Origin of the sequence: Bacillus sp. XF8 (genome assembly GCF_017498755.1) — a bacterium.
Taxonomy (GTDB): Bacteria; Bacillota; Bacilli; order Bacillales; family Bacillaceae_G; genus Bacillus_A; species Bacillus_A bingmayongensis.
Window position 1 is genome coordinate 1 of sequence record NZ_JAGDQK010000032.1, and the last position, 14,884, is coordinate 14,884.

General features: G+C 34.3%; 12 protein-coding genes. 8 read left to right on the top strand and 4 right to left on the bottom strand.

All coding sequences use genetic code 11. The annotated features are described in order from the left end of the window. Positions 1–432: 432 nt before the first annotated feature. Together J4P91_RS18635 and J4P91_RS28990 are read right to left on the bottom strand one after the other, a co-directional pair. The gene (locus J4P91_RS18635; RefSeq protein WP_207995332.1) at positions 433–669 is read right to left on the bottom strand and encodes a hypothetical protein; all 237 of its coding nucleotides are present in this window, start codon (positions 667–669) and stop codon (positions 433–435) included. 1,625 nt (positions 670–2,294) lie between these two features. Continuing rightward, positions 2,295–2,486, bottom strand: a complete 192-nt coding sequence (locus tag J4P91_RS28990) for a hypothetical protein (RefSeq protein WP_243763911.1) — start codon at positions 2,484–2,486, stop codon at positions 2,295–2,297. Between the two features lie 323 nt (positions 2,487–2,809). On the opposite strand from J4P91_RS28990, the gene J4P91_RS18645 reads away from it, so the two are divergent. The 4 genes from J4P91_RS18645 (at position 2,810) to J4P91_RS18660 (ending at position 6,630) form a co-directional block, all read left to right on the top strand. Then, positions 2,810–3,079 carry a Gp49 family protein gene (locus tag J4P91_RS18645; protein ID WP_207995418.1) on the top strand — a complete coding sequence of 90 codons (270 nt, stop codon included), beginning with the start codon at positions 2,810–2,812 and terminating at the stop codon, positions 3,077–3,079. Positions 3,080–3,773: 694 nt separating this feature from the next. Further along, positions 3,774–4,427, top strand: a complete 654-nt coding sequence (locus J4P91_RS18650) for a DUF6944 family repetitive protein (protein ID WP_207995333.1) — start codon at positions 3,774–3,776, stop codon at positions 4,425–4,427. A 205-nt stretch (positions 4,428–4,632) separates the two neighbouring features. Next, entirely contained in the window at positions 4,633–4,950 is a 318-nt protein-coding gene (locus J4P91_RS18655; RefSeq protein ID WP_207995334.1) for a hypothetical protein, read from the top strand. A gap of 675 nt (positions 4,951–5,625) precedes the next feature. Then, positions 5,626–6,630, top strand: coding sequence for a GH25 family lysozyme (locus tag J4P91_RS18660; protein ID WP_207995335.1), 1,005 nt, complete (start codon positions 5,626–5,628; stop codon positions 6,628–6,630). 249 nt (positions 6,631–6,879) lie between these two features. Here the strand turns inward: J4P91_RS18660 and J4P91_RS18665 are convergent, their stop codons facing one another. After that, the gene (locus J4P91_RS18665) at positions 6,880–7,086 is read right to left on the bottom strand and encodes a KTSC domain-containing protein (RefSeq protein ID WP_207995336.1); all 207 of its coding nucleotides are present in this window, start codon (positions 7,084–7,086) and stop codon (positions 6,880–6,882) included. Between the two features lie 95 nt (positions 7,087–7,181). On the opposite strand from J4P91_RS18665, the gene J4P91_RS18670 reads away from it, so the two are divergent. Both J4P91_RS18670 and J4P91_RS18675 read left to right on the top strand, forming a co-directional pair. After that, the gene (locus J4P91_RS18670; RefSeq protein ID WP_207995337.1) at positions 7,182–7,367 is read left to right on the top strand and encodes a hypothetical protein; all 186 of its coding nucleotides are present in this window, start codon (positions 7,182–7,184) and stop codon (positions 7,365–7,367) included. Between the two features lie 1,264 nt (positions 7,368–8,631). Continuing rightward, positions 8,632–11,118 (top strand): transglycosylase domain-containing protein, encoded by a 2,487-nt coding sequence (locus J4P91_RS18675; RefSeq protein WP_207995338.1) that lies wholly within the window; start codon positions 8,632–8,634, stop codon positions 11,116–11,118. A gap of 97 nt (positions 11,119–11,215) precedes the next feature. On the opposite strand, the gene J4P91_RS18680 is transcribed toward J4P91_RS18675, so the two are convergent. Continuing rightward, positions 11,216–11,506: a hypothetical protein gene (locus tag J4P91_RS18680; RefSeq protein ID WP_207995339.1), complete on the bottom strand. Its 291-nt coding sequence runs from the start codon at positions 11,504–11,506 to the stop codon at positions 11,216–11,218. A 711-nt stretch (positions 11,507–12,217) separates the two neighbouring features. On the opposite strand from J4P91_RS18680, the gene mmgD reads away from it, so the two are divergent. Together mmgD and prpD are read left to right on the top strand one after the other, a co-directional pair. Then, entirely contained in the window at positions 12,218–13,336 is a 1,119-nt protein-coding gene (gene mmgD, locus J4P91_RS18685) for a citrate synthase (RefSeq protein ID WP_207995340.1), read from the top strand. Positions 13,337–13,434: 98 nt separating this feature from the next. Then, entirely contained in the window at positions 13,435–14,871 is a 1,437-nt protein-coding gene (gene prpD, locus J4P91_RS18690; protein ID WP_207995341.1) for a 2-methylcitrate dehydratase, read from the top strand. Positions 14,872–14,884 lie beyond the last annotated feature (13 nt).

A 14,884-nucleotide genomic window follows, 5' to 3' on the forward strand; every position in this document is an offset into this window, starting at 1 on the left:
GGTATATGAGGATACTTCAATTAAACGATAAGCAATTGAAGAAAATAAACAAACTCCGTAAAGTTTGTAATCTAGTTACTTTAGGATAAAAGGATAAGATGGGACGCTGTATGCGATGAAAGTCGCACGTACAGTGTTAAGCGGGGGAAAAGATGGAGATAACTTCAAAGTCTTACCTATCGCAACTAGTGGCAAATAAAAAGAGAGCACACATATAAATGCGCTCTTATAAGGTAGGATTCTATGAGTAAGGATCTTCATACAATAACATATGCTTGTCTCATTTAAATGTGAAAAAAATCAACAAAAACGCTAATTGAAAGGAAAGTGATCGGTATGGAAGTTCAATATGATGCACAAGAAAGAGTAAAGTGCCATACCGATTAATATTAGAATCACAAGAAGCCATACACAACTAAGACATTAGCAATATTAAGAGATTTTTTGTCGGTAGTTATGGATATAGATCTTTTCTACAAAGTAACTTACAATCAAACCAATAAGTAAAGGAACGACGGAGCCTGTTGAAATGAAGAAGCCATTTGTATTATCTATATATTCGTGGTGAAACATTAGCCATGGAATAGTGAACAAGTGACCAATTAAAAAGAATAGCCCCGTTGTTAATACAAACGTTGAAAAAGTAACAAGGAAACTTTTTAATTTCATCTAATGTACCTCCTAAAGTCATATTAACAGTATTTCGTATTATTGTTAACATGATAAATCGGATTGTTTGTTTAGCAATAATTTTTGAGAAAATAATCATTTAAAGAGTTTAAAGAATCGGTAAATTACTAAATAAAAATTTCATTTTGTACAAAACAAAACCCTAGTTTCCTAGGGTAATGGGTATAACAGCCCGATTTATTCGAGCCTCTATACTATAAGGTGTAACCGTGATAGTTACTAATGGTAAATGTAACTAAAAAAGAGCAGCTAGCAAAAGCTGACTGCTCGGCCCTAGGGAAAGGGAGAAGAAGAGTATGGTACTACAAAATAGGATTATGGCTATTCACCAGACAGTTTATAGTTTAACCGTGACTTGGAATTTTATTCTGACAAACCAAAAAGAGCACGTTTGAACAGTGCTCTTTAAGGAAAAAAAGTTAATGTTGAAACCGATTAAAGTGGTGTAAAAGGGGACCTTTTCATTATTGAGATATTAATTTTTTGTCTCAAAATAACATATGAGCATTGAATCTAAAAAGTGACAATGAAAAAAGCAAAAGAGCAGCTAGCAAAAGCTAACCACTCGGCTCCAATGGGGGTGGAGAAAGATTAGGGACTTTAAATGAGTTCTGGCTATCGCCTAACTACAGTATTGACGGAATATTGAGGTTTATTCAGCTAGAAACTTATATTATGTAATTTAACGGGTTAATTATACCGAAACTGGTGGTTCGAAATTAGACAAATTAGACACCTAAAAAGAGGTAATATAAAGAAAAATGTAACATACAATAGCACGGAAAGGTTCTCTAACGTGTTAGTTACTCCTGTCTTTTACATGGCACCTGGGCGAGGTGCTTTTTTTTGCACCTTTTGAGAAGGACAAGCATATATTGGAGTGTAGGATAAGCTCTCTTAGATCCTATTCAATATTCACCGAAAACTCCTTATCACACATTTGGGCATCTACTGAAGTGGATGCTCTTTTTTATTGAGAAAAGAGACTTTATTCATATTGAAAATGCTCCAATGAATGAGGGTATAACAATTACTATTTTAAGCGCTGTCGTGATCGGTACAGTGTCTTATTTGTTGTTAGGGAAAGATAAGGGGTTCGACCAAGATACATGTAATTTAGGCTCATAGACTGCATTTTATCTCTAGTATTAGATTGTAGTGTAACTAAATTTAAAACTTGAAGATTAGATATGATTATTATTACTCTAAAATGCAGCATGTAGACTATGAAACAAGCAGTTTTTGTTTTTAAGCATAGAATATGATGAATTCTATTGTTAAGAGGAGGGAATCATATTTATGAGATGTAATTGTCATTTCAATCACTTTCGAGATTGTGGTAGATTTTGGGATGATTTAGTGTTTGGAAGATGTATACGCAGACATAGAGATTTTAATGATTGTGATGATAGAGATTGGTAATTTTCTTTGAAAGAGTGCTTTGAATAAAAGCACTCTTTTTCTCTTAATAGAATTTCTAAACTCTTATTGATAATGTTTATTAAATAGCAAGAATGTAGTTGCAATTCGATTTAAGGGCTAACGAAAAAAACAACACAACGAACAAAAATAGAGATAGTTAACAAAGTGTTGGTATTCAGGGTTTATATGTGATAGTAATGAGTTATTTGAAATGCAGCAGCTCGATGAAAATAAACAATTCCAACAAATTGCAGGACAACCACAAGCTTTACAAATGTTGCAGCAATAATCGCAAGTGTGTGAGCAGTTCCAACAACAAGCTTAAGTAATGCAAGCACAAGGTGTAGAGCCAATGCAAGCTGGAATGCAATCACCACAATTATCATTAGAAACGCCAAAAGTTCGCGACTTCTATGATCATGAAGTGCATATATATATTCATAATGCATTTCGAAAGTCCAGCTTATACGATGAGTTACCACCAGAAGTACAACAGCTAGTCGATGAGCATGTGAAAGAGCATATGGATGCATTAAATGCTCCAATGGAAGCTGGTAAACAACAGCAGATGGAACCAGAGCAACAAATGCAAGAAGAGCAAAGACAGATGAAGGAACAAGACTTAGAGTTACAACATCGTAAGTTAGACATCGAAGAGAAGAAGGTTGAAAAACAAATGCAGAAGGGTGAGAAGCAAATGAAGAATACTGTAACACAAGAAGATATTAACGACATTTTAGAAAAGACTCGATGGACAGTGGAAGAGTTTCACGGCAAATGTACAGTAGTGGTTGCTAAGTTGCCGAATGGATTTATTTTAACCGAATCCAGCGCATGTGTAGCCCCTGCTAATTACGATGTGAATATTGGAATTCAATGTTGCAAGGACCGCATTATTGATAAAATTTGGGAGTTAGAAGAATATAGGTTGCAATGTGAATTAGCTAAGCAAGTCGCTATAGAATAGCGGCTTTTTTTACACTTTTTGAGAAGGACAAGCATATATTGTAGTGTAGGAGAAGCTCTCTTAGGTCCTATTCAATACTCATTGAAAGCTCCTTATCACACATTTTGGCATCTACTGAGGTGGATGCTCTTTTTTGATTGGAAAAATTATATACCAAAAAATAGTAATACTGTAAGCTATGAAATAAATACAATTTTCTTTGCTGTATTAAAGAATAATAATGGTATCGTACCTGCTCTACCTTATCAAGCAGATATGTTGGAAAAAGATAGGATGATAGTCGAATGAATCACGTGTTCTTACTTTTATTTTCAATATTAGGTAATACAAAATCTAGTTTCTTCGTGGAGTCAAATTTTTTTTATAAATCGTACACCTTTTGAGCAGGACAAGCATATATTGCAGTATGGAACAAGCTTAAATCGCTTTTTTCATACTCATTGAAAACTCCTTATCACGAAAGAGCACTTTTGAGTGCTCTTTTTAATTTGGAATATATACATAAGAGAAAAGCTTGGAGCAGTCATTTCATGCACAAAATGAAATGTATCAAAATATAATGGGGAAATGCAGGGAAGTCATTTTTGTTAGTGACAATATAAATATTGAAGTTTAAAAGTACCGAGAGAAACGTTTTCATTCAAAAGAGTATTTATGATAAATAAGATGATTCTAATATAGGTGGATGAATACTATGAATCCAAGAGGTTTAGAAGTTACGGGAGCATGGTTTCAAGTAGGAGGAAATACGATAGCGGCTATTGGAACTACAAGGGGATTTATAGGTGAAGAAAATGTGGAAGAACCACTTGTAATTGTAGGTGGGTCATTACAAGCTCTTGGATATATACTGCAATTGATAGCATTAATAAATTCCAGAGAAATACAAGGAATGCAAGTAGTGAAAAATGCACTTAGTAAAGAGGAACAAATCAAACGAGGAAACCAATCTTTGGAGGAAACAGGGATTGAATTACTGGCTTTAGGAAATGTTTCAAATGTAATAGGAACGTTTTTTAATATACAAAAAGAAACGGAAGAGAATGATTATCTCATTATCACAGGAAATAGTTTGCAGTCTATTGGTGCATTTGTAGGGGTAGAAGTGGCACTAAATGAGGAACCTGAAATTCCATGGCTGATTGTAGTGGGGAATTCATTGCAGACGCTAGGGGCAGGATTACAAGCATATCAAGGTATCCACAATTTATCGAAGGAAAAACAAATGATTGAGAAAAATGATCGAGAAAAAGAAGATGAGAGATTAGTTGGACTAATCGGTATTTGGATACAAGCAATTGGTACGGCAATTTCGGCAATTGGAATCACACAAATGGTAGAGGAGTAAGATTGACACTGTGGCTACTAGGGAAATTAGCGTCGATATGGATGAAAGGGAATATTTTATTCTCTTTTAAGATAGGGCAAGGACTCTAGAGACGATCATGTTCTATAGTGTTGTTATTTTTAGTAATTTCAAATATAGATAGATGTTTTATGGTGTAGGTTTTTCTTCTTTCCTGTCGAAGATGTAATAAAAGGGAGGGAGTAAAATGACACAGTTTGAAGTAGAAAAAATCACTTATTTAGGAAAGGAAAAAGAAGAAATTGATTTTCGAATAGCTTATGTAAGGATTGATGACTATTTAGACTGGGAAGTCATTATACGTGGAACTACTGATAAAGGTGCAATTTTTGTTGAAATAATGAAGAAAAATGAGCAACCAGTATTTGAATTTATTACTACTGAAGGAGAAATTCTTCAAGGTAGAACAAAAATAGTAAAATTCATCCCGAAATTAACTGACACTGAAATCGATTTACTTGGCATTGGAAAGTTAAATGGTTATGAAATAAAAAGCGTCCAATAGGATGTACAAAATCTTACTTTTTTAATAAAGCCGTCTCTTATTAAAAAGAGGCGGCTTTATTGTTTGTTACATATCAAATTCAATTGTTTTTTCTTCACCAATTGCTACAGAATCTTTATTTTGAGGTGCTTTAAATACTAATTTTAAGTGATTAATTTTTTCAGGATCACCATCTAGAAGGAAGACTACACTGCCTTCTTTTTTTGTTTTACCAGTAAATTAGCCACCAACCTGCTGACTTAACAAAGGATGAGCTTCTTTTTGTCATACTATGCTAAGTTACAGTTTACTTAGTAAGTGTTCATGAGAAAAAAGAATCCGTTACAGATTCTTTTTTTCTGTATATATTGGATTAGGAGAGTATGTTAAACCCTTGAAGGGAGCAAGGATTTAACGGTAATAGTAACCGTGGTATTAATGTAACATAGTTTACTCGTATAGTTAATTGATAATATTTGTATTGAATATTGCTAATGTTTAGTATAGATACTTAATACCATAAGTATAGTATTAAATCATTTTAATTTACCATTTGATAAATTGTTAAATAGAACTAGCAAAATAAACACCTATTTCGATCGATTCCTACTATATACATATTGCAGGCGTGTATCTAATCTAGAAGGCATCGCTCTTGGTAATTAAATATGATATGACAAAAGGAGAAGAGGAATAATGGACAAACATATTATTGATATTTCTAAGTGGAACGGTAATGTCGATTGGGATGTGGCGGCACCGCAAATTGAGATTGCTATATGTCGTGTACAATATGGTTCTAGAACAGTTGATGAGCGGTATAACAGCTATGTAACAAATTTAGAAGAACGTGGTATACCGCATGCTGCATATGCTTATGGTTGTTATGTTTCTGTTACAGATGCAGTTGTAGAAGCGAAAGATTTTATGGCAAGAGCAAGTTCTAATGCTAAATTTCTTGTTCTTGATGTTGAAGATGATACGTTAAAAAGTTGTGGCCCTAATAAGTTAGCTGAAGCATCTCAAGCATTTATTGATACTTGTAAAGCTGCAGGTTGGAAAGTTGGATTGTACGTAGGTCATCACATGTATAATAAATATGGTTTAAGTGGAGTGAGAGCGGATTTCCTTTGGATTCCACGCTATGGTGGTAATAAACCAGCATATCCTTGTGATATATGGCAATATACTGAAACAGGAAATATCAACGGGATTGGCAAAGTTGATTTGAATTATTTGGTAGGTGATAAGTCACTGTCATGGTTCATAGGCAATACAAGTCAGATGCATAACAATTCAGAACAAACTGTGGGTATTGGAATTGCTCTTTCAAAATACCCTGAAGGTTACGGAATTAATTTATATGAGAATCCTGAAGAGCTTATATTTACTGGACGTATCACAAATAAAATTCCTTATCTTATCTTTGAAGGATATTGGGGCGGTGGAGATAAAGATATGATTAGGTTAGGAAGTGAGAAACAGTGGGCGAAATTAGAGCATTTTGATATAGAGTGGTTCCATGCATATTCAAAATACCCCGTTGGATATGGAGTTAATTATTATGCAGAACCTGAATGTATAAATTTTAAAGGTGTGATCGATGGTTCAATTTCTTATCGTATTTGGGCAAAACAAGATGGTGCTATCGATATTGGACAGAGCAGTTGGATTAAAGAAGAGCATGTAGTGATTAAGTGATATTGATATATTTAAATTGAAAAATGGTATTACGTTTGACAAACAACGTAATACCATTTTTGGTTTTACATAAAATAATCTTTATACAATGATATAAATTGTTTCCAATTTGCAGTATTAATACCCCCACCTAAAAATTCAGTAACAGCAAAGAAGTTAAAAGGAATTGGAAACTCTATTGATTGAATTTTCGCTTTACAAGTAGGTGTAACAAATACAAAAAACGGTTCTTTTTATAATATAGACTGTTTAAATTTTGGTGTGACGATAGGAATTTCTAATATAAGTGTTATGATAATAACTTTTGGATTGGGCATTTCGTAATCCTTCGTATATATTTTCCGGTACATCGTAAAAATCATATGTACCATTTCTAAATTCAATTCGTAAAATCATAGATGATGGATTATAACCTATAGCGACTAAATTTTTGGAAATTACTGGATATAAAGTCATTTTAGTTCATCTCCCTTCTTTTATATATTTAGATGTTGAAAAAGGAAAAACCTTCTATTTTGTCGAAATGTGATTGTTGAGAAGGAGGGACAGATATGAATGAACAAGAATTTATAGATATTATATTGGAAGAGGAAGATTCACTTGCACACATTTTAAAACAACTTGTTGAGAAAAGAAGAGAAGAAACAGGTTCTTATAACATCACTGTTCAAAATGTAATTCCTGTTAGGGAAAATCATTTTACAGTAATTCTATATAAAATTGTTTCGGATTTCTAAAGAAATGTACTTCTACGTATGCTTTTTACTTATGGTAGGTATAATACAGAATTGAGAACTGTTTCGTAATGTTTATCCCGCTATTGGCGGGCAGTAATACTCCCATCTCAAAATTCAGCGGAAGCAAAGGAGTTAGATGGGAGATAAACTGCCCATAAAAGTCCGATTGGTGAGGGTTAATAATCAGTGGGGGATGAAGAAAACTCCACTGATTAATTTTTCAATTTATGAGTTATAGAAACAAGTGAAGCAATTTGCACATAGGTCATCTCTGAAAAGAAGGATGGAAATAAAATGAAGGGTTACTTTATTTATACATATGAAAATGACTCATTTATTATTACAATACAACAGAGGGATTTATTTTTAGAGTTGCAAGTCATTTGTGCTTTATAGATTCTGGGAATCTTTTCTGGATTCATTTCAATCACAAGTTTACGGATTGGTATTATATATTTTTTTATTAGTGATGAGGTAAAGAAGTGAGAAGATTCATCATAATAAAATAGTCGCTTTTTCTATTTGATAATATGAGGATATTTGTTGAGTCTGTTTTGTAAAATACGATGTAGAATTTAAAGGTATATCGTGTTATGTATTGACTGAATAGCACATTGTAAATAGTATATAGATTGTTGAATAATATATCGTATTTATCCTTTTTATTAGCTGTGTTGCTGCGTTTTATTACAAGTTCACACGGAATTCATATTGTTATGATATTTTAATTTCACTACTCTTTGCTGTTAATGATTGTTTAAAAGGGAGTTATGTTTTATAAGATAGTTTCTATACACTTAATCCCGAATGTAATTGAAGCTAAGAAAGTGTTTGATTTTAATACAATTAACAGCCAATTATTTGTATGGAAAAGTTGAGGGATAAGGTGTCAATACAGAACATTGAAGGAACACGGATCTAAATATGTTTGTTTTGTCTGTATCCTTTTGATACAAGCTTTGACAATGAACTATTTTTGATAAGTGTTTAAGAAATGATCTATATGGAATAAAAGGAGGAATAATAACTCAAATTTCAGGGTTAGAAAAATATGCTTCTTACTATTACAATCACATAGATTAATATAGTTATGTTTTTCAGCAAGAGAGATAGGTAGATAATACAAACAGTGCAATATGATGCTTTTTAAAAAGCGATGCGAAAATATATTCGGGGCCTGTTTTGATTAAACAACATTTCAAAAGTAGAGACTCATTTATTGATGATAAATCAACAAGAGAATTGAAAGGCAGGAGAAAGTAACATGTCAGAAAATTATCGTTCTCGAGAAGAGCGAAGACAAGTACTAAAGAAAAAGCAACCAAGTACTAATAAAGAAAAAACGAAAGGGAAAACATCGTTTTTTCGTAAATTTTTAATTGGATGCTTAATACTTGGAATCGTGGCGCTCGTAGGGGGAGTAACTACTTTTTTCATTATGATTAAGGATGCCCCTAAACTTGAAAAATCAAAGCTTGTTAATCCACAATCAGCAAAAATTTATGATAAAGATAAAAACCTGATATATGAATATGGGAAAGAGAAACGAACAAATATTACGTATGATCAAGTACCGAAATTAGTAGAAGAGGCATTTTTAGCTACAGAAGATGCGCGTTTTTATGATCATAGTGGAGTTGATTTTAAGGGTACTTCACGTGCAGTTTTAGTCAGCCTCACTGGGAACTATGGCTCGCAAGGTGGTAGTACAATTACACAACAGGTTATTAAAAACTATTTCTTATCTATGGATAAAACGCCTAAGCGTAAGGCGCAAGAAATATATTTAGCTTATAAGTTAGAGCAACAATATTCGAAACATGAAATATTGGAAATGTATTTAAATAAGATTAACTTAGGAAATCGATCTTATGGTATTGCGACCGCAGCTGAAAACTACTATGGAAAAGAATTAAAAGATTTGACTTTACCAGAAGTTGCGATGCTTGCAGGATTGCCAAAGGGACCAAGTATTTATGATCCAACTAAACCACAAAATGTAGAGAGAGCAACAGAGCGTAGAAATGTTGTATTACATTTAATGAATCGCCATGGATATATTTCGAAAAAACAAATGGAAGATGCATCAAAGGTTCCTGTAACTGAAGGACTCCTTCCTCCTAAAGAAATTACAGAAATGCCATATCCAGCATTTATAGACGCTGTTGTAAAGGAAGTAGAGAAAGAATTACCAGATGCGAATGTTGGGTCTGATGGTTTATCTATTTACACAACTTTAGATCCAGAAGCACAGAAATATGCAGATGAGCTTTTAAACAACAATATTATTAATTATCCAAATGATAAATTCCAGGGTGCTTTTACATTTATGGATACAAAAACTGGAGAAATCCGTGCTATAGGTAGCGGACGTGGTGAAAATAAAGCGACATTTAAGGGACATAATATGGCAATTGAACTAGATCGTTCAGCAGGGTCAACAATGAAGCCAATTTTTGATTATGGTCCAGCAATTGAATATTTAAAATGGTCAACGTATCATCAGCTTGATGATTCACCATATAAATATTCGACAGGACAACAGGTTCAAAATGCAGATAGAACGTTCAAAGGTATGATGACGATGCGTGATGCTCTTAAAATGTCTCGTAACATACCGGCAATCAAAACAGCAAAAGAGGTAGGATTAAGTAAAGCACAAAGCTTTGCAGAAAGCTTAGGTATTCCATTTAAAGAAAGTGCGGTTGAGTCAACAGCAATTGGTACGAACGAAGTATCACCAACTGAAATTGCAGGAGCATATGCTACATTTGGTAATGATGGTAAATATACAAAACCACACTTCGTTAAAAAAGTAGTTTATCCTGATGGGAAATCACAAAGTTTTGAACCAAAATCTAAACGCGTTATGGAAGACTATACAGCGTATATGGTTACAGATATGCTGCGTTCTGTTGTTAAGTCTGGTACAGGTACAGCAGCGAATGTAAGTTCTTTAGATGTGGCAGGTAAAACAGGAACAACAAACTATTCATCTGAACAATTAGCGAAATATGGTATACCAGCTAGTGCATCACGTGATAGTTGGTTTGCTGGTTATACACCGCAATATACAATGGCAGTTTGGACTGGATATATGAAAGATGGTTCTGAAGATTATATAAGTAGTAAAAATACGAAAATTGCACAACAAATTTTTAAAGAGATGATGAGTGAATTTGGCACAAGCGGAGCAAAATTCAAAATGCCAAGTAGTGTTGTTCAAGAGGGAGATGAATTACGTGTGAAAGGTGCAAAACGAGATTCTTCTCCAAATCCGAGCACGTCAAATTCAAAGTCAAATTCAAACTCAGGCGAACAGAAGAAAAACGATGAGCAACAGAAACAACAAATTGAAGAAGAGAAAAAGAAACAACAAATAGAGGAAGAACAAAAGAAACAACAAATAGAAGAGGAGAAAAAGAAACAAGAGCAAGAACAAAAACAAAATGAAGAAAATAAGAACAATGATCAAGATGGCCAAGGGAATACAAATCCGCCAAGTAGTGGAAACGGAAATAACCAAGGTGGAACGACTCCACCAAGTGATGAAAACGGAAATAACCAAGGTGGAACGACTCCACCAAGTGGTGAAAACGGAAATAACCAAGGTGGAACGACTCCACCAAGTGGCGGAGACGGAAATAACCAAGGTGGAAATGGTCAAGGTCAAGGTCAAGTTAGTACGAATCCACCGAGCACTGGAAATGGTCAAGGCGAGACAACCACAAATCAAAATGGTGGTCAATAAATCTAATGTTCTTTAAAATTCATATTGTATAAAATGCGTAATAAAAACCCCTAAGATACCGTAATTAATCGGTAACTTAGGGGTTTTTACATGCCCTTTAAATATTAAAGGTGCCATAAAAATTTTGAAAATAAATGGATGGAAAATGATAGTGAATTTTTGGTGCAGCATATGGGAAAGTGACTGGATAAGTATGACCATAATAGAGGCCAATAGGATGAGCTCCATGATGCCAAAAAGAAGGTATTGCTTCACCAGGTAATGGATATTGCTGCCAAGTTGCAGGAAGTTCAATCCCGACATCGGAAGTTGCTGTATGAACGGGAACGACATGAACAGAAGGCGACACAGGAGCTGCAACCGTAATTCTTGAAGGAAATAGATACATAAAAGAATCACTCCTAAAGTGCGTTATACCACAGTATATTCTTGTATTTACTGTAAGGGTTCGTATTTTGTTCGATTATTGTTAGATATGGAGAGAATAGCACGATTCAATCTGGTTATTCTTTAGGATTAGATTTCGAGGCGCCGGGAGATGATATAGATGCGACTACTGAACAGGATAGTATCTAATTTTTTATCGATTCTGATGATATTTGGTCTTTTCAAGACTATGATTTAGTTGAAAGTTATCATGTGGAAATGGATGAAATTGAATTTAATTATGTAAAATAATAACTTTATTAAAAATAAAAATATTTTATATGAAAATTGTATTGGATTAATATCGATATATAAAATGGGTGTAAGCGAGTTGTGTATATATACAACTCGCTTTTTTGTGTGCTGGAAAAATACACTAAATGTACGGAGTAAAATGTTTGTTTTATAAGCTTTAAAGGAAGCGTTGTTGAAAATTACTATATTTCGGTTCAAAAGAAAAAGAAGGGACATCGAGCTTCTTAGTAAAAAACTTAGACGTTATTCTTGAAAAATAGTTTTGTTACAGCAGGAAAAGTATAGGAAACTTATCATTATAAAATAAATTGAAATCTTCTAAAAACTCTGATACATTGAAATAGAAATGTATTTTCACGATATTGTAAAGGCTTACAGCTATGTGCACGAAGATCTATTAGGATTGGAGGAAATGATAATGAAAGCTGAAGAAAAATTTTCCCCGGGATTAGATGGTGTAGTCGCAGCGGAGACGAAAATCTCGTTTCTTGACACAGTAAAAGGTGAAATTGTTATTCAAGGATATGACTTAATTGAACTATCAAAGACAAAAGAGTATTTAGACATTGTGCACCTTTTACTAGAGGAACATCTACCAAATGAGGATGAAAAGAAGGCGCTTGAAAAGAAATTGAAGGAAGAATATGAAGTACCAGAAGGTGTGTTCAATGTCTTAAAAGCATTGCCAAAGGAAACGCATCCGATGGACGGATTACGCACAGGTGTATCGGCATTAGCTGGCTACGATAACGATATTGAAAATCGTTCGTTAGAAGTGAATAAAGCCCGAGGTTATAAACTGTTAAGCAAAGTGCCAAATATTGTGGCAAACAGTTACCATATTTTAAACAATGAAGAGCCTGTTCAGCCTCTTAAGGAATTATCATATAGTGCGAATTTCTTCTACATGTTAACTGGCAAAAAACCGACTGAGCTTGAAGAAAAAATATTCGATCGCTCCTTAGTTTTATATAGCGAACATGAAATGCCGAACTCTACATTTACAGCGCGCGTGATTGCATCTACGCAATCAGATTTATACGGTGCTTTAACAGGTGCAGTTGCATCTTTAAAAGGAAGCTTACATGGCGGTGCAAATGAAGCGGTTATGTACATGCTGTTAGAAGCAGGGAATGTTGAGAAATTTGAAGAGTTACTGCAAAAGAAATTATATAACAAAGAAAAAATTATGGGATTTGGACATCGGGTCTACATGAAGAAGATGGATCCAAGGGCACTTATGATGAAAGAAGCTTTAAAACAGTTATGTGATGTAAAAGGTGATTATTCATTATATGAAATGTGTGAAGCTGGAGAAAAGATTATGGAGAAGGAAAAAGGCATTTATCCAAACTTAGATTATTATGCAGCTCCAGTATATTGGATGTTAGGTATTCCAATTCAACTGTATACACCAATCTTTTTCAGTTCAAGAACGGTGGGCTTATGTGCGCATGTGATTGAGCAACATACAAACAATCGATTGTTCCGTCCGCGTGTAAATTATATCGGCGAGCGACATGTGCTTAGCAAATAAAAACAACTGGGGAGTTGTTAAGGCCGCCCGCCAGGTGGGTGTTTGACCGACACCCATTCTTAATAATAACGAATTTTCGACAGAAAGGGAAGGATAGCGTGATTAAAACAAATGAAATTAAACAAAAAGATGCAATTTTAGAAGAGATTACGGATTATGTATTAAATAAAGAGGTGACGAGTTCAGAAGCGTTCAGTACAGCTCGCTATGTGTTACTTGATACGCTTGGATGTGGAATATTAGCACTTCAATACCCAGAGTGTACGAAATTATTAGGACCAGTCGTACCAGGAACTGTTGTGCCAAATGGTACACGTGTACCAGGAACATCATTTGTACTTGATCCAGTAAAAGGTGCTTTTAATATTGGATGTATGATTCGTTGGTTAGATTATAACGATACATGGCTAGCTGCAGAATGGGGACATCCGTCTGATAACTTAGGTGGAATTTTAGCAGTTGCAGATTATATTAGCCGCGTTCGTATTTCAGAAGGAAAAGAACCATTAAAAGTAAGAGATGTACTTGAAATGATGATTAAAGCACATGAAATTCAAGGCGTACTTGCATTAGAAAATAGTTTAAACCGTGTGGGTCTTGATCATGTGTTATATGTAAAAGTAGCAACAACAGCAGTTGTTACAAAAATGCTTGGTGGCACGCGTGAAGAAATCTTTAACGCATTGTCTCATGCTTGGATTGATAACTCGAGTCTTCGTACATATCGTCATGCTCCAAATACAGGTTCTCGTAAATCTTGGGCAGCTGGAGATGCAACGAGCCGTGGTGTTCATCTTGCTCTTACTGCACTAAAAGGTGAGATGGGTTATCCAACAGCACTATCTGCGCCAGGATGGGGATTCCAAGATGTATTGTTTAATAAACAAGAACTAAAATTAGCAAGACCTTTAGATTCTTATGTAATGGAAAATGTGTTGTTTAAAGTATCATATCCAGCAGAATTCCATGCTCAAACAGCGGCGGAATGTGCAGTGAAATTACATCCAGAAGTGAAAGAACGATTAGATGAAATTGACCACATTACAATTACGACACATGAATCAGCAGTTCGTATTATTGATAAAGAAGGTCCATTAAATAACCCAGCAGACCGCGATCATTGCTTACAATACATTACTGCAATTGGTTTATTAAAAGGTGATATTGTTGCTGATGATTATGAGGATGAAGTTGCATTAGATCCTCGCGTAGATGAATTACGAAATAAGATGGTTGTTGTAGAAAACAAACAGTATAGTTTAGATTACCTTGATCCGAACAAGCGCTCAATCGCCAATGCTGTTCAAGTTCATTTTAAAGATGGCACAGTAACAGAAAACGTAGAGTGTGAATATCCATTAGGTCACCGTTTCCGTAGAGACGAAGCGATTCCAAAAGTTGTTCAAAAGTTCTCTGCAAATATGGCTGTTCATTATTCTAGTAAGCAACAAGAAAAAATTCATGAAGCGTGTCTGAATGAAGAAAAATTAGAAAATATGAATGTAAATGAATTTGTAGATCTTTTCTTAATTTAAGTATAGGGGGAAT

What these genes read in the sequence shown, in the direction of transcription:
- J4P91_RS18655 (WP_207995334.1), top strand. Translation starts at nt 4,633, where the DNA reads ATGACACAGTTTGAAGTAGAAAAAATCACTTATTTAGGAAAGGAAAAA.
- J4P91_RS18680 (WP_207995339.1), bottom strand. Translation starts at nt 11,506, where the DNA reads ATGTATCTATTTCCTTCAAGAATTACGGTTGCAGCTCCTGTGTCGCCT.
- J4P91_RS18665 (WP_207995336.1), bottom strand. Translation starts at nt 7,086, where the DNA reads ATGACTTTATATCCAGTAATTTCCAAAAATTTAGTCGCTATAGGTTAT.
- J4P91_RS18635 (WP_207995332.1), bottom strand. Translation starts at nt 669, where the DNA reads ATGAAATTAAAAAGTTTCCTTGTTACTTTTTCAACGTTTGTATTAACA.
- J4P91_RS18670 (WP_207995337.1), top strand. Translation starts at nt 7,182, where the DNA reads ATGAATGAACAAGAATTTATAGATATTATATTGGAAGAGGAAGATTCA.
- mmgD (WP_207995340.1), top strand. Translation starts at nt 12,218, where the DNA reads ATGAAAGCTGAAGAAAAATTTTCCCCGGGATTAGATGGTGTAGTCGCA.
- J4P91_RS18645 (WP_207995418.1), top strand. Translation starts at nt 2,810, where the DNA reads ATGAAGAATACTGTAACACAAGAAGATATTAACGACATTTTAGAAAAG.
- J4P91_RS18650 (WP_207995333.1), top strand. Translation starts at nt 3,774, where the DNA reads ATGAATCCAAGAGGTTTAGAAGTTACGGGAGCATGGTTTCAAGTAGGA.
- J4P91_RS18675 (WP_207995338.1), top strand. Translation starts at nt 8,632, where the DNA reads ATGTCAGAAAATTATCGTTCTCGAGAAGAGCGAAGACAAGTACTAAAG.
- J4P91_RS18660 (WP_207995335.1), top strand. Translation starts at nt 5,626, where the DNA reads ATGGACAAACATATTATTGATATTTCTAAGTGGAACGGTAATGTCGAT.